Origin of the sequence: Oscillibacter sp. GMB15532 (assembly GCF_041020825.1) — a bacterium.
Classification (GTDB): Bacteria; Bacillota; Clostridia; order Oscillospirales; family Oscillospiraceae; genus Oscillibacter.
Map to the genome: position 1 here is coordinate 467,175 of NZ_JBEVTO010000001.1, position 19,649 is coordinate 486,823.

13 protein-coding genes and 1 CRISPR repeat array are annotated in these 19,649 nt (G+C 54.1%); of the genes, 6 read left to right on the forward strand and 7 right to left on the reverse strand.

The window, feature by feature from the left end; translation table 11 throughout:
- Positions 1-4 precede the first annotated feature (4 nt).
- From ABVS15_RS02215 to mtnN, 6 genes are all read left to right on the forward strand, one after another.
- Positions 5-1,513, forward strand: a complete 1,509-nt coding sequence (locus ABVS15_RS02215; RefSeq protein ID WP_369282139.1) for an ABC transporter ATP-binding protein — start codon at positions 5-7, stop codon at positions 1,511-1,513.
- A 15-nt stretch (positions 1,514-1,528) separates the two neighbouring features.
- Positions 1,529-2,590: an ABC transporter permease gene (locus ABVS15_RS02220; protein WP_369282140.1), complete on the forward strand. Its 1,062-nt coding sequence runs from the start codon at positions 1,529-1,531 to the stop codon at positions 2,588-2,590.
- Position 2,591: 1 nt separating this feature from the next.
- Positions 2,592-3,512 (forward strand): ABC transporter permease, encoded by a 921-nt coding sequence (locus ABVS15_RS02225; protein WP_369282141.1) that lies wholly within the window; start codon positions 2,592-2,594, stop codon positions 3,510-3,512.
- Positions 3,513-3,585: 73 nt separating this feature from the next.
- The gene (locus ABVS15_RS02230) at positions 3,586-4,623 is read left to right on the forward strand and encodes a BMP family protein (RefSeq protein ID WP_369282142.1); all 1,038 of its coding nucleotides are present in this window, start codon (positions 3,586-3,588) and stop codon (positions 4,621-4,623) included.
- 275 nt (positions 4,624-4,898) lie between these two features.
- Complete coding sequence (gene sigK / locus ABVS15_RS02235) at positions 4,899-5,588, forward strand: RNA polymerase sporulation sigma factor SigK (protein WP_369282143.1); 690 nt, start codon at positions 4,899-4,901, stop codon at positions 5,586-5,588.
- 321 nt (positions 5,589-5,909) lie between these two features.
- Positions 5,910-8,129, forward strand: a complete 2,220-nt coding sequence (gene mtnN, locus ABVS15_RS02240; RefSeq protein WP_369282144.1) for a 5'-methylthioadenosine/S-adenosylhomocysteine nucleosidase — start codon at positions 5,910-5,912, stop codon at positions 8,127-8,129.
- 83 nt (positions 8,130-8,212) lie between these two features.
- A CRISPR array of direct repeats spans positions 8,213-11,400; the repeat unit is 33 nt; unit sequence ATTTCAATCCACGTCCCTCTCGCGAGGGACGAC.
- 159 nt (positions 11,401-11,559) lie between these two features.
- Here mtnN and cas2 read toward each other — a convergent pair.
- Genes cas2 through cas3 form a run of 7 tightly spaced genes read right to left on the reverse strand, consistent with a single transcriptional unit; the run spans position 11,560 to position 19,417 of the window.
- Positions 11,560-11,850: a CRISPR-associated endonuclease Cas2 gene (gene cas2, locus ABVS15_RS02245; RefSeq protein ID WP_369282145.1), complete on the reverse strand. Its 291-nt coding sequence runs from the start codon at positions 11,848-11,850 to the stop codon at positions 11,560-11,562.
- A gap of 3 nt (positions 11,851-11,853) precedes the next feature.
- Positions 11,854-12,885, reverse strand: a complete 1,032-nt coding sequence (gene cas1c, locus ABVS15_RS02250) for a type I-C CRISPR-associated endonuclease Cas1c (protein WP_369282146.1) — start codon at positions 12,883-12,885, stop codon at positions 11,854-11,856.
- On the reverse strand, positions 12,882-13,553 hold the full coding sequence (cas4, locus tag ABVS15_RS02255) for a CRISPR-associated protein Cas4 (protein WP_369282147.1): 672 nt from the start codon (positions 13,551-13,553) through the stop codon (positions 12,882-12,884). The genes cas1c and cas4 overlap by 4 nt, the downstream gene beginning before the upstream one ends.
- The gene (gene cas7c, locus ABVS15_RS02260) at positions 13,543-14,403 is read right to left on the reverse strand and encodes a type I-C CRISPR-associated protein Cas7/Csd2 (protein ID WP_369282148.1); all 861 of its coding nucleotides are present in this window, start codon (positions 14,401-14,403) and stop codon (positions 13,543-13,545) included. The genes cas4 and cas7c overlap by 11 nt, the downstream gene beginning before the upstream one ends.
- Positions 14,403-16,262 carry a type I-C CRISPR-associated protein Cas8c/Csd1 gene (cas8c, locus tag ABVS15_RS02265; protein ID WP_369282202.1) on the reverse strand — a complete coding sequence of 620 codons (1,860 nt, stop codon included), beginning with the start codon at positions 16,260-16,262 and terminating at the stop codon, positions 14,403-14,405. Before cas8c ends, cas7c begins: the two co-directional genes overlap by 1 nt.
- A 9-nt stretch (positions 16,263-16,271) precedes the next feature.
- Complete coding sequence (gene cas5c / locus ABVS15_RS02270; protein WP_369282149.1) at positions 16,272-16,991, reverse strand: type I-C CRISPR-associated protein Cas5c; 720 nt, start codon at positions 16,989-16,991, stop codon at positions 16,272-16,274.
- Positions 16,992-17,005: 14 nt separating this feature from the next.
- Positions 17,006-19,417: a CRISPR-associated helicase Cas3' gene (cas3, locus tag ABVS15_RS02275; RefSeq protein WP_369282150.1), complete on the reverse strand. Its 2,412-nt coding sequence runs from the start codon at positions 19,415-19,417 to the stop codon at positions 17,006-17,008.
- Positions 19,418-19,649: the final 232 nt, after the last annotated feature.

The window sequence follows — 19,649 nt, forward strand, 5'->3', positions numbered from 1 at the left end:
TCCAATGGAAGAACTTCTGCGCATGGAACACATCACCAAGCAGTTCGGCAGTGTCTACGCCAACCGGGACATCAATTTGGACGTCCGGCGAGGCGAGGTGCACACGCTTTTGGGCGAGAACGGCGCCGGAAAGAGCACGCTGATGAACGTGCTCTTTGGCCTCTATCAGCCTACCGCCGGGAAAATCTACCTGAATGGAGAAGCGGTGAAAATTGCTTCCCCCGCCGAGGCGGTGAAAAAGGGCATCGGCATGGTCCACCAGCACTTCATGCTGGTGGAGGCGATGACGGTTTTGGAGAACATCATTCTGGGCGACCGGCGGACAACGGGCCTGTTTATCGACAAGGAGGCCCGGCGCAAGGAAATTCTCGAGCTGGCGGAGCGCTACGGGCTGGACGTGGAGCTGGACAAGCCCATCACCGAAATTGCCGTAGGCGCGCAGCAGCGCGTGGAAATCCTCAAGGCACTGTACCGGGGCGCGGAGCTTTTGGTGCTGGACGAGCCCACCGCTGCCCTCACGGACATTGAGACGGAGGGCCTGTTTGCCATCATTGAAAAGCTGAAAAGCGAAAACAAGAGCGTCATCTTTATCAGCCATAAAATGCGCGAGGTGATGAAGATTTCTGACCGGGTCACGGTGCTGCGGGCGGGCCAGACGGTATGTACGCTGGACTGCCGCGGAACGGACAGCTGCCAGCTTGCAAACCTGATGATCGGCCGGGACCTTGCCCCCTCCCGCTATGAAAAAATTGAAACTCCCGGCGCGCCCGTAATGGAGCTGAGCCATGTGAGCTTTCACAAATCCTCCAAGCACAACGGGCTGAACGACGTGTCCCTGACGGTGGGCCGGGGAGAAATCGTGGGGATTGCGGGCGTGGACGGCAACGGCCAGAGCCAGCTCGCCCAGATTGTCACCGGCGTGCTCACGCCGGAGGAGGGCGTTGTGGACCTGAAGGGCTCCACCGTGGCCCGCTTTACCCCCAACGGCTTCATTCTGGAAAACGTGTCCCACATTCCGGAGGACCGCAATAAAATGGGTCTGATCGGCAACATGTCCGTGCAGGACAATCTGGTGCTGAAAAGCACGGAGGATTCCCGCTTTTCTGACGGACACGGACTGCACCTGAAGAAAAAGGCCATTCACGACTACGCGATGGGCATGCAGGAAAAATACGACATCCGCTGCGAATCCGTGGATCAGGAGTGCCGCAATCTCTCCGGCGGAAACCAGCAGAAGGTCATTCTGGCCCGGGAGCTGGAGGGCGATCCCGACCTGCTGGTGGCCGTGCACCCCACCCGGGGTCTTGACATCGGTGCCACCCGCTACGTGCATGACTCTATGATCGACGCCCGTGCCCGCGGCTGCGGCGTGCTGCTGATTTCCGCAGACTTTGACGAGGTGCTGGAGGTTTCCGACCGCATCATCGTCATATTTGAAGGGCAGATCATGGGCGTTTACTCCGGCAAGAATCCTCCTATCGAGGAAATCGGCCTGGCCATGGCCGGCAAATAAGGGGGCGGGATCGTTATGAAAATCAGAAAGAATCTGGTGAGCATTTTGGTGCCGCTGGCCTCTGTGCTGCTGGCCTTCGTCATTGGCGCCATTATTATCGCCGCTTTGGGGAGCAACCCCGTCAGCGCCGTAGGCTACCTGTTTCAGGGCGCCTTCGGCAAGGCCAACAACATTGCCTCCACACTGGTAAAGGCAACGCCGCTGATCTTCACCGGGCTTTGCGCCTGCTTCGCCTATCGCTGCGGCGTGTTTAACCTTGGCGGCGAGGGGCAGTTTATCATGGGCTCCATCGCCACCTGCTGGGTGGCCACCACCTGGGGCATTGAGGGGCCGGGAGCCACGCTGCTCTGCCTGCTCTTCGGCGCGGTGGCAGGCGGCCTGTGGGGCGCGATCCCCGGCATTTTGAAAATCACCCGGGGCCTGAACGAAATGATTGTCTCCATCATGCTCAATTATGTGGCAACTTTGTTCATGGGCCTTTTGTACACCAGCGTTCTGCGGGAGGGCAACGTTCCCCAGACCGCCGCCGTACCGGACGCCACGCAGCTCCAGCGCATTTTTCCCGACCTGCGGGTTACCTGGGGCATTATCATCGCGCTGGCGGTAGCTGCAGTGGTGCAGTACTTCCTGTTCAGCACCTCCAAGGGCTTTCAGCTCCGGGCGGTGGGCCTGAACATGACCGCCGCCGAGTTTAACGGCTTCAGCGTCAAGAAGTACATTCTGTACAGCTTTATCGTCTCCGGCGCTCTGGCGGGCCTTGGCGGCAGCGTGGAGCTGTTGGGCACCCAATACCGCCTGATCAGCGGCTATGCCGTGGGATACGGATTTGACGGCGTGGCCATGGCGCTGATTGCCCAGCTCAACCCGGTAGCCACGGTGGTGGTGGCCTATTTCTTCGCAGTGCTCCGCACCGGCGCCAACACCATGCAGGCCGGAACCGGCGTTCCCACCTCCGTTATCGGCATTATTCAGGCTCTGGTGATTGTCTTTGCCGTGGCCGGCACCGCGCTGGTCAAGCTGCCGCACATTCGCCAGTGGCTTTCAAACCGCCTGGAAAAGAAGGGAGAGGTGAAGTAATATGGATATCGGTGAACTGATTCTCTCCACCGTCCGCATGGCAACCCCTATTCTCATGGTAGCCCTTGCGGAGCTTTACTCCGAGCGTGCAGGCCTCGTCAACATCGGTCTGGACGGCATCATGGCCTTCGGTGCGCTGACGGGCTTTATGGTTTCCTTTCTCTCGGGCAGTCCCTTCCTCGGGATTGTGGCGGGAGCCTGCGGCGGCGTGCTGATCAACATGATTTACGCTTACTGCACCATCTCCCTGTGTGCGCCCCAGATTGTCTACGGCATGGCCATCAACATTTTTGCCCCTGCGGTGGCCTCCTTTATCTACCGGGTTTACTTCGGCGTCAGCTCCACGCTGGCGCAGGCGACCCTGATGCCCACCGTGGCAATCCCCGGTTTGAAGGATATCCCCTTTCTGGGCAAGCTCCTCTTTGACCAGACCCCTATGGTCTACTTTGCCTATCTGATGGTCGTTTTTACCGCCATCTTCTTCAACCGCACGAAAGCGGGCCTGAACTACAAGTCCGTAGGCGAGTATCCCAAGGCCGCGGAAACGCTGGGTATCAACGTCATCCGCCAGAAATACGTGGCCTGCATCATCTGCGGCGCGCTGGCGGGCATCGGCGGCGCATATCTCACCACCTGCTATGTCAACACCTATTCCGACGGCGTGGTGGCCGGGCGCGGCTTCATCGCCCTGTCCGCGGTCATCTTCGGCCGGTGGAGCGCGGGCGGCGTGCTGATGGCCTGCCTGCTCTTCGGCTTCTGCGACGCGCTCCAGCTCCGTCTGCAAATTTTCAACACCTCCACCCCCTATCAGCTATTCCAGATGATCCCCTATCTCTTCACGCTGGCGGCGCTGGCCGTGCTGGGCATTAAGAAGTCCGGACCCGCGTCCAACGGAAAGCCGTATATGCGCGAGGAGCGCTGAGTTCCATTCATCAGGCTCCAGCCTTTTGATAAAGTAACCAACCAAAAAATCTGAATTACGGAGGAAAATGAAAATGAAGAAGTTCTTTGCACTGGCTCTTGCGCTTGCCATGACCGTGTCTCTTGCGGCCTGCGGCGGCGGCTCCACCCCCCCTGCGTCCGGAAGCGGTTCTGCGGGCAGCGCCGCCGCTTCCGGCGGCAGCGACAAGGTCTATAAGGTGGCCATGATCTGCGACTCCAGCATCTCCGATGGCGGATGGGGCGCGGCCTGCTACAACGCTATGGAGGCTGCCGCCGCCGATCTCGGCTGGGAAACCAACTATGCCGACAGCGTGGCCCAGTCTGACTATGCCAACTCCATGACGGGCTTTTGCGATATGGGCTATGACATGATCTTCCTGCCCGGCAACCAGTATTCCGACGCCACCGTTCAGGTTGCCAAGGACTATCCCGACATTGCGTTCGCGGTGCTCAACGGCGCCACCACCCTGCCCACCGAAAACATCACCAGCATCCTGCCCGACGCCAACCAGATCGGCTACATGGCCGGTGCGTTGGCCGGCCTGATGAGCAAGACCAATGTTTTGGGCTTCATCGGCGGCATGGAAATCGACACCACCAAGGCGAAGCTGGCCGGGTTTGAGAAAGCCGCCAAGGCCATCAATCCCGACATCACCGTTCTCTCTGCCTATGCAGGTTCCTTCAACGACGTGGCCAAGGGCATGGAGCTGGCCAACGGCATGATCTCCCAGAAGGCCGATGTCTTCTTCGGCGATGCTTCCGCCGTGGACTCCGGCGCCCGTCAGGCCATCGACGCAGCCAACGGCAGCGGCGAGATTGCCATTTTCGACATTGGCCAGCCCGCCGATCTGGTGGCTCTGGGCCAGAATCCCTGCCTGATCGGCTCCGTTGTCACCGACAATGCCGGCATGCTGAAGCTGGCCATGCAGGACGTGGAAGCCGGAACCTTCGGCGGTAAGACCATCTACGGCTCCTTCGACAACCAGTGCCTGACTGTGGGTACCTTTAACGACGATCTGGTTTCCGCCGACGTGCAGACCTCCTACATGGAGTACATCAACCAGATGGCCGCGGGCACCTTCCCCGGTTAAGCGTTCAAAAGAAAGACGTACTCCAGGCCGGGCCGGACATATGTCCGGCCCGGCCTTTTTTAACGCCGCCGGGAATACGGGCAGCAAAGCAGGAACATGCACCGCCGGACGGGCTTTTTGCTTTCACCCGGCGGCAATTCCCGTTCATAGGAACCCGCCGCCGCCGCATAGGATAGCGAAGAGGGCGCCGGTGGGTGTGCCTTTGAATCGGCGGACCGCTCGCTTCATAAAAGCGGCAGACGCGGCGCAGAATGTGCCGCCAAGAGGGAGGGCTTATGCTGACTGCGGCACTGCTGCTGTTTGCCAATACGCTGCTTTTTACCCTGCGGCTCAACGGAGGGGGCTCTTTTCCAAAGCCCCTGACATCGGAGGAGGAGCGGGAATATCTTCGGCTGATGGCTGAGGGGGACATGAAGGCACGGGACGCGCTGATCGAGCGGAACCTGCGGCTGGTGGCCCATGTGGTGAAGAAATACTACTGTGCCCAAAGCAATCAGGAGGACCTGCTTTCCATTGGCACCATCGGCCTGATCAAGGGCGTTTCCACCTTTGACGCGTCCAAGGGCGCACGGCTTGCCACCTACGCGGCGCGGTGCATTGAAAATGAAATTCTGATGTATTTCCGCAGCCAGAAAAAACTTCAGGGTGACGTGTCCCTTGCGGATTCCATTGACACGGACAAAGAGGGCAACGCCTTGCAGCTGATGGACGTGGTGGGCGTCAACGACACGATGCTGGAGGACATTCAGGACCGGGACGACGCGCTGCGTTTGCGCCGTCTTGTGGCGGAAACACTGACCCGGCGGGAGGCTGAGATTATCCGCCTGCGGTACGGTCTGGGCGGCACGGTCCCCCTGACCCAGCGGGAGGTGGCCTCCTCCTTCGGCATCTCCCGGAGCTACGTATCACGATTGGAGACAAAAGCGCTGGCCAAACTGCGGGAGGCGTTCCAGGGGCGGGAATAGCAAAAGCGCCTTTGCGGGCAGGTATAAAAACGCGCCGCCATCAAGAAATGGCGGCGCGTTTGAGTTTTTGCAAATTTTTTCTCTGTTCCAAACGCCGCGGACGATAAACACGAACGCCGTATTGGCCCTTATAAAGGGTATCGCTACGTAAAGTTTAGATGTAAAAAGCACGGAAACTGGTGCCGGAAACGGCGCTTCTTTTTTTAAATTGCTGAAAATACAGAATTTATTTGCATTTTATTTGAAAGTCCTGTAAAATAGCAATTCAATAAAGGTACTACCTTATAGTGGTGCCACGAGGAAAAGAGAGGGTACTGGAAAATGAAAATAGCAAAAATTTTGTTGTCTTTTGTTCTGGCAATCTCAATGCTGACCATCATGACCACGGCCGTTTCCGCAGAAAACGCAAGCAAGGCTGGCCCCGGCGATGTGACAGAAAATTCCGCGTTTTCAGCAGCCATTCAGTTCGTCTGGGAACGGGGATACATGAACGGATACGCAGACGGAACCTTTCGTGCCGAAAACACAGTGACCCGTGCCCAGCTGTTTCAGACGCTTTACAATATTCAGAAAGCACCTTCCGTCTCCGGCATGACCTCTTTTCAGGATGTCCTAGCAAGTGCATGGTACGCCTCTGCAGCCGCGTGGTCTAAAGGCACAGGCCTGACACAGGGTACATCCACGGGCTTCTCCGCAAATGTAGAACTCAATCGTCAGCAGCTTGTCAAGGTGATGTGCGCTTACGCGGAGCTGACCGGCGAAACCCTGCAGGGAGGAGACTTGTCTGCGTATAAGGATGTGGATCAGGTGGCTTCCTACGCGCTGCCCTATATGAAGATGGCCGTGGGTTCCGGGATCATCAACGGCAATGGGGATAAGCTGAATCCTGCCGGTGCGGTGACCCGCGGCCAGCTGGCACAGATTCTCTATAACTATTTCAGCAAAGCGGAAGCTGCCTATACTAGTGCCAAACGCCCGCTGCTGTTGGAAGGCGCCATGGGCATTGAAACGACCACAATGATCGAGGCGCTGACCAATCCGGTGGAATACACACTGGGTCAGTATGACTATGTGGCCGGTACATACCACGGCTACCCCGTGGTGGTCTGCCGAACCGAACAGGGGCAGGCCAACGCCGCCGCTTCCACGGCGCTGGCGATGGAATTTTTCAATCCTGTCGCCGTCATCAATCAGGGTACCTCCGGCGGACATGACCCGGCTCTGCATACCTATGATATCGTGATCGGCAAGCAGTCCTTTGACGGCAGCGCATGGAAATCGGGTGCATCCGCCAAGGGAGCCGGCGTGGACTACAAAGACATTGAAATGCAGGGCGTCTACGCTTATGACAAGACTGCCGGGGAATTTACGCAGCAGGTCTACTATGATGCCGACGCCACATTGCTGGCTGCCGCCAATGCCGTCAAGGGCACGTATACTCAGGGCAGTGTTGTAAATGGCATCATTGATTCCTGCGACGCCTGGAACAATCAAATTGACCGGATGCTGTACCTTTACGAAACCTTCGGCTCCTCCTGTGAGGAAATGGAAACCAATGCCGTTGCCCAGATCTGCAAGACCTATGATATTCCGTTTTTAGGCATCCGCATTCTCTCCAATACTGGAATCTATGGCGAGAACTTTGACTGGAAAACCGGTGCAGCCTGTCAGAGCTACGTTCTCAATGTGGCAAAACAGTATATCACTTCCTATCTCAGCAGCGCGCCCGGTTCTGTGACCGCAAACAGTCAAAAGACCTCCTTGAATACCCAGAGCTATGATAAAACACAGCGGCCCATCCTGCTGGAAGGGGCCATGGGCATTGAGACAACCACGATGATCGACGCCCTGAGCAATCCTACCTCCTACAAGCTGGGCCAGTGGGATTATGTGGCCGGCACCTATAATGGTTATCCCGTCGTGGTCTGCCGCACGGAACAAGGCCTTGCCAATACGGGCGCCTCCACTGCGTTGGCGATGGAATTTTTCAACCCTTCTGCGGTGATCGATCAGGGCACCTCCGGCGGCCATGATCCCGCACTGCACACCTATGACATTGTTCTGGGCAAGCGGACTGTGAACTACTCTGCATGGAAAACCGTTGTCTCCGCCAAGGGAGCGGGTGTGGACTACACCGCCTTTGAAATGAACGGCGTCTACGCCTATGACAGAGAGGAAGACACCTTTACAAAGTCTGTCTATCATGATGCCGACCCTGCCCTGCTGAAGGCGGCCAACGCCGTCAAGAGCAGCTACACCGGCGGCTCCGTGGTGGAAGGGACTATCGCCTCCTCCAACGAGTGGAACAACCAGATTGACCGGATGCTCTACCTGAATAAGACGGTTGGAACCTCCTGTGAGGAAATGGAAACCGATGCCGCTGCACAGATTTGCGAGACTTACGGTGTTCCGTATCTGGGCGTGCGCATTTTGTCCAACACCGGTATTTACGGAGAAAACTTCGACTGGAAAACCGGTGCAGCCTGCCAGAACTATGTGCTCAGCGTTGCCGGAGAATATATCAGCAGCAACCTTAAATAACCCCCGAATACATGTGCGGCCAGCGCTTTTTGAGCGCTGGCCGCACAGTCATTTGATTCAAAAGCGTCAAACAGCTTTTGAACATTTCCATCCACGTCCCTCGCGAGAGGGACGACTTCATGCGCTTTACTGTGGGTATCCTGCCGCGCTATTTCAATCCACGTCCCTCGCAAGAGGGACGACCCAACAACATTTTTTCCCTTTTCCACAATTTCACGATTTCAATCCACGTCCCTCGCGAGAGGGACGACTTGGGGATGCCCTGTCCCGATGCAAAGTCAAAGGCATTTCAATCCACGTCCCTCGCAAGAGGGACGACTTCATGGGAGATATAATCGTTCATTTCTTTTTTATTTCAATCCACGTCCCTCGCAAGAGGGACGACTAGGAAACCACGACGGACGGGATGTACAGCTTATAATTTCAATCCACGTCCCTCGCGAGAGGGACGACCCTCACGGCGAAGGCCACAAAATCCACAGCGGGAATTTCAATCCACGTCCCTCGCGAGAGGGACGACCGTGCTGGCGGCAGCGTAGCTGTCGCCGACAAGATTTCAATCCACGTCCCTCGCGAGAGGGACGACAAAGCAAAGGCGCAATACTTTTAAAGGCTTAATATTTCAATCCACGTCCCTCGCGAGAGGGACGACCATATCGTTAATTGACATCATTGCTTGCAATAGAATTTCAATCCACGTCCCTCGCGAGAGGGACGACTGTGCCATAAACAGGCCCAACCCATGGTACATCTATTTCAATCCACGTCCCTCGCGAGAGGGACGACTGTGCCATAAACAGGCCCAACCCATGGTACATCTATTTCAATCCACGTCCCTCGCGAGAGGGACGACGTCTTTGGGTCAGCGCCCACACCACAGCATGTCGGATTTCAATCCACGTCCCTCGCGAGAGGGACGACGTCTAGTTTTGCGTGGGCCACACCAAACGATTTTATTTCAATCCACGTCCCTCGCGAGAGGGACGACCGCGCCGCCCTTTCATCGTATTAAGTTAGGGCTTGAATTTCAATCCACGTCCCTCGCGAGAGGGACGACAGCATATTGAGAATGTCACCGTAGCCGCTGACGATTTCAATCCACGTCCCTCGCGAGAGGGACGACCTGCGGGGGCTGGATTTCCTCCTCCACTTTTTCCGATTTCAATCCACGTCCCTCGCGAGAGGGACGACCTTTTCGCGGCTACCGTCGTTCTGCACAGAGCAATTTCAATCCACGTCCCTCTCGCGAGGGACGACAACGACGGGTCGTTGCTCTCGTATAACTTGCTCTATTTCAATCCACGTCCCTCTCGCGAGGGACGACCAGCGTAGGCAACTACTCCGTTTTCACAATCAGATTTCAATCCACGTCCCTCTCGCGAGGGACGACGCGTCAGTGTGGTAAAAATGAGGAACGCCACAACATTTCAATCCACGTCCCTCTCGCGAGGGACGACTCAACAGCCCAACCATCAGCTCATCAAACATATTATTTCAATCCACGTCCCTCTCGCGAGGGACGACGCACTCTTCTGCACGTCCGCTTATGAGCAGGCCATTTCAATCCACGTCCCTCTCGCGAGGGACGACCTGCGGGGCTTTTCCGGGGCTTTCCGCGCTATTCAACATTTCAATCCACGTCCCTCTCGCGAGGGACGACACCCCGCCGCCCTGAATATGTTTTGTTCCGTCCAATTTCAATCCACGTCCCTCTCGCGAGGGACGACCCGGAAATTTTTCATTTTTATGGCGATTATTTGTTAATTTCAATCCACGTCCCTCTCGCGAGGGACGACTTTGCCGTTGTCGGTAAATTTGACACAACAAAAATTTCAATCCACGTCCCTCTCGCGAGGGACGACGATTTTCCTGGAACGCTCCCGCCTGTTGGCTGCGAATTTCAATCCACGTCCCTCTCGCGAGGGACGACTTTTCCCGTGTCTGTGGTGGGCAGGCGCTGGATATTTCAATCCACGTCCCTCTCGCGAGGGACGACCAGTGGCATAGATCTCCGGTGGTAGAGCAGGGTATTTCAATCCACGTCCCTCTCGCGAGGGACGACGGCGCCTCCTCGGCGGCGGTAAGAGCCTGCCAGAATTTCAATCCACGTCCCTCTCGCGAGGGACGACTTTCCGGCTGCTGGAGGTGTAATAAGCCTCATATATTTCAATCCACGTCCCTCTCGCGAGGGACGACATATCTCTTTATGAGGTAATCGAAAAACTGATTATTTCAATCCACGTCCCTCTCGCGAGGGACGACCACGGTGAAAAAACCGTTGCGGCAAACTTCAAAGTATTTCAATCCACGTCCCTCTCGCGAGGGACGACTAAAGGCTGGGGGAGCAACAACTTAATCAAAGGATTTCAATCCACGTCCCTCTCGCGAGGGACGACTTTCGTAGTCGGATTGCTTTTCGCCCTCCGTGTATTTCAATCCACGTCCCTCTCGCGAGGGACGACGTCGGATTCGTTGGGGCTTCTGACGAGTGATGGATTTCAATCCACGTCCCTCTCGCGAGGGACGACCGGTGCGGGTGCTGGCATCCGATCAAGGGCATTTATTTCAATCCACGTCCCTCTCGCGAGGGACGACCAAATCTGCATCTGACAAGGCCATGCAGATATCTAATTTCAATCCACGTCCCTCTCGCGAGGGACGACCCACTATGTTGGAATGTTGTCAATAGATTGGAGGTATTTCAATCCACGTCCCTCTCGCGAGGGACGACCTCGCCACGCTGGAGATTTAATCATCTCTTTCGCATTTCAATCCACGTCCCTCTCGCGAGGGACGACGACGGAATGGCAGACGATTAGCGCAGAGACAGGTATTTCAATCCACGTCCCTCTCGCGAGGGACGACCAGCTTTCCATTTTGATAGGTATAGAGGATTGAAATTTCAATCCACGTCCCTCTCGCGAGGGACGACATTTGCGCGGCTTCCATAGGTTACGGCTTGTGAAGATTTCAATCCACGTCCCTCTCGCGAGGGACGACTAGCACCCGTGCATATTCCCTCAAACAGCACGGAATTTCAATCCACGTCCCTCTCGCGAGGGACGACGCTGAAAATAGAATCAATATCAAATTCCGATTTGCAATTTCAATCCACGTCCCTCTCGCGAGGGACGACCTATACGCCGAAAAAAATGCGCACCGCCAAAGCCGAATTTCAATCCACGTCCCTCTCGCGAGGGACGACTTGTTGTCCGAGTAGGCATTCCAAAGCGAGATAATTTCAATCCACGTCCCTCTCGCGAGGGACGACTGCGAAACAAACAAATTTGAATTTTATTCATTTGACTTGTTTGGTAATTATTAATAATATCAATTTAATTTTAGCGAACCCAGTCCATCTTCTCAGCGCAAAACCATCAATATTCATGCGCGAATCTCCCACTCATTTGCTGTATGCTTCCGGTTCGCGTTAAATAATGATTGGGTCTTCCGGCGAGTACGTCTGCTTTGCGCCGTAATGTTCAATTCGAGTTTTATAGCTGCTGCCCAGATTGTAAATTCTCAAGCTGTCTTTTTGCTCATCCATGGCCTTGAGTAGTTGACTTTTTACAATGCATAGTTCCGCGGGAGACAGCAGACATTCAAACACGGAATTTTGCACCCTCTGCCCGTAGTTGACGCAGACTTTTGCCACTTTGCGCAGCCGTCTGCTCCCTTGCGCGTCCTGGGTATTGACATCATAGGTTATGAGAACAAGCATCACCTACCTCCAGATGAACGGCGGATATTCGTCAATATCTCCGCGAATATATTTCGCCAGAAGCATGGCTTGTACATACGACAGAAGTCCCCATTCAACTTTTTCCTGTAAAAAGGGATGCATAATCTCTTCCTTCTTTTTCTGTTGCCACAGGGATAAGAACTTTTTTCGTCCGTCCTCGGTCAGCAGAATGCCACCGCTCTCTTTTTCAATAAAATCCTTACCGCAGATGCTTTTTTTGTTGATGGCGGTAAGTACAAATCGATCTGCGAACGCCGCGCGGAATTCTTCCAGTAAATCCAACGCCAGAGAACACCGTCCAGGCCGTTCTGTGTGGTAAACACCCGCATAAGCATCCAACCCGACCGATTCCAACGCGCTGACACACATGGAGGTGAGCAGACTATACGAAAACGAGAGCATTGCGTTGACATTGTCCATAGGTGGACGGCGCGACCGCCTATGATAGAAGAAATCATCCTTTTGCTGCAGGATCATGTCGTCAAACACAGAGAAATAGTGGTTAGCGCATTCACCTTCAAGCCCACGGAGGCTGTCGGCACTCTGCGCATGAAAGGCATTCACCTTTCCGCTTTGAAGCATTCCGCCGATCTGAACAAATTGATCGGTATTGATTCGCAGGGCATGATCCCGCACAGCGCGGCTGAGAACGGCGTTGCTGTTTGCAAGCTTTGCCGCGATGATATTTTTGGCGATCATTAACGAACGCGCCTCATCCTCGCAGATGCGGTACTGTGCACGGCGAAGCAGGATATTCCCATAGGATTTCCCCGTGACTTTGGCGAGGAACCGTCCGCTGGGCTTCAAAAATACCAGTGACTTGTTCATCTCGGCGCATTTTCCCATCAGCGCCGGGCTTGCTCCAAGATAGCCAAACGCCATAATGCCGTCTATCATATGCAGCGGCATGCGCCCCAGCATATTGCCCTCGCTCTGAACCACAACGTTTTCTCCGTCCAGAGAGAGATAAGCGTTTTCTGTGGTGACATACAGCGTGTTTAGCAGCTTTTTCATGTCTGAGCCTCCTCGGTACCGAGATTCTGCTCCAGATACTCCATTACGGATTTCACTTTGCAGAGTTTTGGCAGGCAAAGGTTCTTCAGCGAGCATGCGTTGCAGCTTTTCGTCGGCTTGACCCTGGGAACATATCCGCGCTGAACGTAGCCATGCATCTCGGCGAACAGATCCCTGACCCGATCTTTCAGCTCCCCTGTCAGTGCAACCTTTTGCCGCCGCTTTGTCTTTCCGTAAAAGATTGCGCCGTCAGAAATTTCGCAGCTTAACATCTCCTCCAGACAAATTGCCTGCGCCGCCAGCTGAAGTACATCAATCTCGTTGTCCTTGGGTTCCCCGTGCTTGTATTCCACAGGATAAACGGCATATTGGCCATCCTTTCGGTGAAGCGATATACCCTCAGTGGATTTTCTGAATTCAACAATGTCGCATTCTCCACTTGCGCCCAGATTTCGTGAAAAGATCGGCATGCCGCGGGATATCAGCACTTCTTTTCTACTCTCGGAAGAATAAGTGTCATGGCAGTTCTCGTGCAGCAGATTGCCCTCAGCCGTGCGCAGGTTTTCTTCCCAAAGCTGCTCTATATGGATCAGTGCCCACTGCCGGCGACAAAACGCAAAGTGCTGGATGCCCGACAGCATCAGGAAATCATCTTCCTCATATTCCATCGATCACTTCCGGCTCAAGCCCCTCAAGCGCGGTCAGCGTAATCTCATAATCCTCCACGGACTTGGGATAGGTCACCCCCTGCTTCTGCGTGATTTGCAGGGCGTTATGTACCTTGGCGGAGGAATACTGTCCGATCTTGTTATTGTGCTTCCACCAATAGAGCTTAACAACCTCCATGCTGCCATCCGGCCTCGCAGAGGAGCTGTCATTGATGAACAGGGTACGCAGACATTCTTTGATTTTTTCGGTGTCTTCTTCGGTGACTCCGGTCTTTTCGGCGAGTTGCACGTTAATGGCGCCTTTGATTTTATAAAGTCCGAATTCCACCATGTGCTTTGAACCCATCGTGTCAGAACTCTTTTTGCCGTCATCCGTCGGCTCGCTATTGACACTTTTGGTGATCTGCATGCTGTTGATATCCACAGGGGAAACGCTGATCGCCTGATGAATTGACACAGGCCCCCGAACGCCAACGGAAACGCTTTCCTTGTCTTTGTCCTTTCCTTTTTTATAGGCAAAGACCTGTCCGAAAGCTCTCACGTCAAACCACTGCGCACAGGCCTGTGCCGCATAGTCGTCCTTGGATGCGTAAGAGGTAATGGTTTTCCCGGCGCGGTCGCTCAGACTGTTGAAGCCATCATCGCAGCGCTCGTCAGACTGGACAAAAATGCGCTCGCCCATATCCTGAAGGCGGTTGCGGATTTTTCTTTTGATGCAGACATCGGAGATCTCTCCGTTGCCGGTATAGGTCGTGCGCGGGCGGTTGCCGTTCAGCGGGTCTCCGTTGGGATTTGCATTGGCTACAGATACCAGCACCACAAAGTCAATCTTGTTTTCAAGCGCTTTCATTATTGTTCATCCTCCCTGTTATTTTCGTCCTTGCTGTGCGATTGATTCAGTCTGGCCCGCTGCAGGTAATAGCCGATGAGATATAGTTCCTCCAACGGGCGGTTCAGCTCGTCCGGTTCCGAAGTCAACAGTTTATCGGTGATACTCGATATGAGATCTTTGTAGTACTTTCTTGAGCCCGGGTTCATCCGTTGGAAATACGGATTCAATTTGTCCTCGAGAATTTTCCATGTGCTCAGTGGATGATTAACATAGGCACTTTGCAGGCGTATGGCGTTTGTCTCCCTCGTTTCGCCCGCTGGAAAGGTTGAACGCTCCGCCTTTTCCAGCACGGCCAGCAAACGTCCGAACAGGTAACTTCTGTCGGTGTTTTCACAATCAAGTGCCATATTGATGCTCTCTCCTTTTCCTCTGTCATGATAAGATTTGGCAATCAGTGCGCATGCCGTTGAAAGAATCCGCTCGTGGTTTCCGTAAGAATAGGCCTGAGGCATGGAAGCGCGCAGGGCAGCCGCGTGGACAATATCCCGGGGCAGCGGCTGTTTGTCCAGCATGCAGTGCAGAATCCGCTGAGACTGCTCCTTCATGACTTTGTCACTTGTCTCCAGAAAATTCCCCCGTTCGGTTCCAAACGCGCAGCAAACAATCTGCTCGGTCAACGGGGTCAGAACTGTGGTGAAGGGCTTCCTTTCAGGTGAGAACTTGGTGAAGTACCAGCAGCAGGTTTTGCCCCAGTCGGTGATCCGGTCGTAAAAATCCGAACCGCTCAACTCGTTGAAATATGTGATGGAAAGGCGTCCGGTTGTGGCGGCGTCTAGGCCCATTACAACAATATTTTCATTGTTTTCCAGTTCACCGCGATACCCCTTGAATGTTCGGATCAGGCGCTTTTTGTATTCCTCCTCGGTGTAGGAGCGGGGTTCTTCATCCTCTTCCAACCCAAAGGGATTCTCCAGATCAATGACCTTTTTCCCATTTGGATTCCAACAGATATACGTACGCTTATCCTGCTTGCCGGCCGTCACGCCCTGTCTGGCCGCCAGCCATGTCAGCGCACTGTGGGCTTTTTGAGTGGCGTCATAGCTAACGGCGCAGGCCTGCCCCGAGGTGGTGAACCGCCCGCGGAAGGTGAAATTGGTGGCGTCATTGGCGGAGATCAGCTTTGCGCCGTAATTGGCGGCAATAATGCCCTTCGGGTGGTTTACCGCTATGGTATCGGGCTGGCCGGTGGGGTAGCAGATATCCTTTTCGCCGCCCTGTAAGCTTGCATAATACCGGGCATAGCAGTCGAACAGGGATTCGTCCTGCCATACGGCATCGGGCCGGTCATCAAGCACCCTGAACCGCACGACCGCCTTTTCATAAACCGTTCCGCTGACTTTTTTATCGCAGAGCGTTCCGTCAGAGGCCTCGAGAACCTTCGCCCGGATCAGATCCCGGGTCATCTCCTGTTTTGCCGCATAGGCGTAAATGGCCCTCACCTTTGGGTGTGAATCCGGCGATTCCGCCCAGCTTTGCAGTGTGGTTATGTATTTTTGAAACCGCCCCGCGGCTTTGTCGGCCGATTTTTTATCTGAAAGATACTGTCCGAAGTCTCCGGCAACATAGGTGAGGTTGTCGCACAGGGCGTGGGGTGCGTCTCCGCTGGAACGGGAGGCAGATGCCTCCGTCACCGGGATAATGATTTTGGAGTCCTCTTTTTCCACGGAGTGCGCGCCGCTAAATTCACCGTTCGAATCAATCAGAATTTCGATCTGTGCATTGGCCGTCATGTGGGCCACAGGCGAAAGCGGCACGCCCTCTACCGGCTTTCCGGCCATTTTGACATTCGCCTCATAGGTTTGATACAGCATGTTCATCCAGGCCACTTAAATTACCTCCGACTCAATGGGCGCAAAATTCCCAAGCGCTTCGCCAAAGGATTTGACGCCCATTTCCCGCACTGGGCGGTGAATACAGTCCTCCGGCGGAAGAAAGTCAATCACGCCACTTTTCATCACGGACCGCCACAGACGCACGGTCATCCGCCCCCTGGTTTCCTCCGAGTATGCCTCGTCGGCATAGGTAATACCGTGGTACATCATACCAAAATCCAGTTGGGGCGTGAGGGCGTAAAAGCTCTCTCCCTCATCGAAAACGCAGGGCGTAACATAGGCCTGGCACTCCCGCGTACCCAGGAAAATATCCCGTCGCCCACCGCGCTCAATCATGCGCTTGGCAATGTTATGGTGCTTGTTCTCGTTCCGGTCGCCCGCCAGCTCCGGTCGGTTGTCGTTCCAGATGAAATGCGCCCGCACCCGATAGCGGCAGTCCTTCAGATAGGTGTAATAGGAGAGGTCATTGCTGCCGCCGCTGTACTTAATCGGGCGAATTCCCTTGGTTTCTGTCTGAATCTGATTCATAACACGCACAGAATCGATCACCCAAATAATTGTTGGCTTCCAATAGATGCTTTGCAAAACGCCCTTCATTGCCTCGTAGGTCGGTACCTGATAGGTAAATTTTTCGCCCCCCACGCGGGTAATCGGGTCAGAAAACAAGGCATAGTCCCCGCAAACTTCAAATTCAACAATGTTATCGTGCTCCACTTCACTGCCTCCTTTCAAAAAATAAATTTTTCCAGAACCAGTCCGGTTTCAGGGTGGTAGCATTGAGCGTTCAACACGGTAAAATGGCTTTGTTTCTCCGGCGAAAGCATTCCGTATTCCCGCAGCTTTTTGTTTTGGTACTCAAAAATGCGGATGGTATAGGGCTTCGCCTTTTCGATGCACGCTTTCAGAAAACCAGTATCGTATTCGGCCCTTTTTGAAAACAAATCCGCGATGATTTCCTCTGCCTCGGCATTGTACGGGACAATCACCTCGGTTGTGGCTTCGTCAAAAACTTCGAACCACTCGCCCGCGGTTTTAAACGCCTGATTCAGAAAGTATTTGCCCTTGAATTCCGGCCGTTCGATGTGCCGCATATTATCCGCAAGCAGATCAAACAGATTTTCAGTGGCACCGTAGGGGAGCTTTTGCGGATAGTTGAATTTGCCCCGGATATCCTCATCGTGAAAAAGGTACTGATAGTACTCCGAGATGCTTTTTTCGCTCAGCAGATCGCAGTCATAGTGGCCCGGGTCCTGCGCGAACCTGTGCAAAAGCTGCTTTGCGCACCGCTGGGCCGCTTCAATCTCGTGCAGCATCCCCAGCCTTTCAGCCTCCTGATCCAGATTGACAACATATACAGTGCGGCAGCCCTCAAACTCATTGCTGCGATTGCAGCGTCCCGCCGCCTGCGCGATATTATCCAGTCCCGCCGCCACACGGATGACACATTCAAAGGAGAAATCCACGCCCGCCTCCACAACCTGGGTGGAAACGCACAGCATCTTTTCCCCGCTTTCTAAGCAGTCTTTGATGCACTCCAGCGTATCGGTTCTGTGCGCCATGCACATCGCAGCCGAAAGATGAAGCAGTCTGTATTCGCCGCACCGCTGCTCTAATTGCATGAAAAGCCGCAAGGCACTTTCCTTCGTATTGCAGATCACCAGCAGTGAGGAAACCGTCTCCAATAAATCCGCCGAAAAATCTGCCAGCTCTTCTACCGACATTCCGTACGGCGATGTTTTGTCAACAATCTCCGTCCGTTTGAACACCTCGAAAAAATCTTTTTGATATGGCACAATATCGGCCGGAACGGAGTATTTCAGCGGCATCGCGGTTTCGTCAAAGCAGGGCTGGGTTGCGGATGACAACACGATGGTGGCGCCGCAGCCATAGGCCAGAAAATTCAGCGCCATAGTAAACATATTGGTAGTCTTTTTCGGCAAAGACTGAATTTCGTCGATGACAATTACGGCGTCGGACAGTGCGCTCATGCGGCGCACCGCGGTAGTCTGATCCGAAAACAGCGTATTTAAAAGCTGCACCAGCGTGGTGATGATGATGGGGGCTTCCCACGTTTCGGTGAGAAACTCATATCTGTCCAGCTTCTCCGGCGTTTCAAACGTTCGAACCACATTGGAGTGGTGCTCGGTCAAAATGCTCTCGTCCTGAATGTAACTGCGGATGACCGCACTATTTTGATCAATGATACTGAGGAGGGGGATAACAAACAGTATTCGCTTTTTACCGTATGTCTTTGCTTGGTACAGCCCATAGCGCAGTGCCGAAAGTGTTTTACCGGCTCCAGTGGGCAGCGTCAATCGGTAAATGCCACCACCATGCACTTGTGCAAAGTCCCGACACTGCTCTGCAAAATGGCTTCTCGCCCGGTTGATGGACGTAGCCGCATGAACCCCCGCCATCTTTTTTTCAAAAAATGCGATTTGATCCGACCACACCGCTTCGGAGACATCCCCGCGCGGCTGCGCTTCCCCGCTCATGAATTCCGCCGTATCCCGGCGGTCACCGTCGATGACCGCCGATAAGACCATCCGTGCCGCCAGTCCCATCAAAATGCTGATTTGTGCGCTGCTCTTCCCAAAGCATGTGACAAACGTCTGAAACAGGGCGGTAATTTCGACTTGAGCAAGTGAAAACAACCGGTTGATTTCCTCGCTTGACGCACATTCTGCAAGGAAGCCTCCTACCGCCTCGTCATAGCAGATTTCGGCCGCGTCCTTGTTCAGCCGGTGTTCAAATCCGCTGGTATTTTCAAGCGTGACACAGTCAAATAGTCCATGGTGAGAGCCGATTGCGTAAACAAGAATTTCGCAGGCCATGGTATCAAAGCCTTGGGATCTGCCTGTATGGTACCGCTCCAAAAGATAGATGCAGCCGCAAAAAGTGTGATTTACACTTCCTCGCACGACAGTTTCGCCGCCTGCGGCTCTCTCCAGATAGTCCTGATATTTCCCAGTGTATTTGCCCATGTCGTGCAGGAGTCCGGCCAAATACGCAGTATGATAAAGCTTTATGCCTTTCAGTTTATCAGCCGCGTGACTGGCCACGTTCATAGAATGCGTCCGCAAAGGTTGTTCCGTTCTCTCTCCATTGATCTGGGCAATATGCGCAAGATATTTTTTCATGGCATCCCCAATCCTTTTTGACGGATCAATTTTCCGTTTTTTTGGCACAAAACAATTATTTCTTTATTATATTCCATATTGTGGCAAAATCAAGATGTAAGAAATTTAAATGAATGTCCTCTGTGTTTTTTATATTTTGGAACGCAAGTATGCCAGGGCAAACAGAAAGCGGCGCCAGCTCGGCACCGCCTTGTAAAACTATATCATGTTCAACTTTTTTTGCGAGAGAAAT

Excerpts from the sequence above, each read along its gene's own strand:
- cas2 (WP_369282145.1), bottom strand. The coding sequence starts at position 11,850 with ATGCTTGTTCTCATAACCTATGATGTCAATACCCAGGACGCGCAAGGG.
- mtnN (WP_369282144.1), top strand. The coding sequence starts at position 5,910 with ATGAAAATAGCAAAAATTTTGTTGTCTTTTGTTCTGGCAATCTCAATG.
- cas7c (WP_369282148.1), bottom strand. The coding sequence starts at position 14,403 with ATGAAAGCGCTTGAAAACAAGATTGACTTTGTGGTGCTGGTATCTGTA.
- cas8c (WP_369282202.1), bottom strand. The coding sequence starts at position 16,262 with ATGAACATGCTGTATCAAACCTATGAGGCGAATGTCAAAATGGCCGGA.
- cas4 (WP_369282147.1), bottom strand. The coding sequence starts at position 13,553 with ATGGAATATGAGGAAGATGATTTCCTGATGCTGTCGGGCATCCAGCAC.
- cas1c (WP_369282146.1), bottom strand. The coding sequence starts at position 12,885 with ATGAAAAAGCTGCTAAACACGCTGTATGTCACCACAGAAAACGCTTAT.
- ABVS15_RS02215 (WP_369282139.1), top strand. The coding sequence starts at position 5 with ATGGAAGAACTTCTGCGCATGGAACACATCACCAAGCAGTTCGGCAGT.
- sigK (WP_369282143.1), top strand. The coding sequence starts at position 4,899 with ATGCTGACTGCGGCACTGCTGCTGTTTGCCAATACGCTGCTTTTTACC.
- ABVS15_RS02220 (WP_369282140.1), top strand. The coding sequence starts at position 1,529 with ATGAAAATCAGAAAGAATCTGGTGAGCATTTTGGTGCCGCTGGCCTCT.
- cas3 (WP_369282150.1), bottom strand. The coding sequence starts at position 19,417 with ATGAAAAAATATCTTGCGCATATTGCCCAGATCAATGGAGAGAGAACG.
- ABVS15_RS02225 (WP_369282141.1), top strand. The coding sequence starts at position 2,592 with ATGGATATCGGTGAACTGATTCTCTCCACCGTCCGCATGGCAACCCCT.
- ABVS15_RS02230 (WP_369282142.1), top strand. The coding sequence starts at position 3,586 with ATGAAGAAGTTCTTTGCACTGGCTCTTGCGCTTGCCATGACCGTGTCT.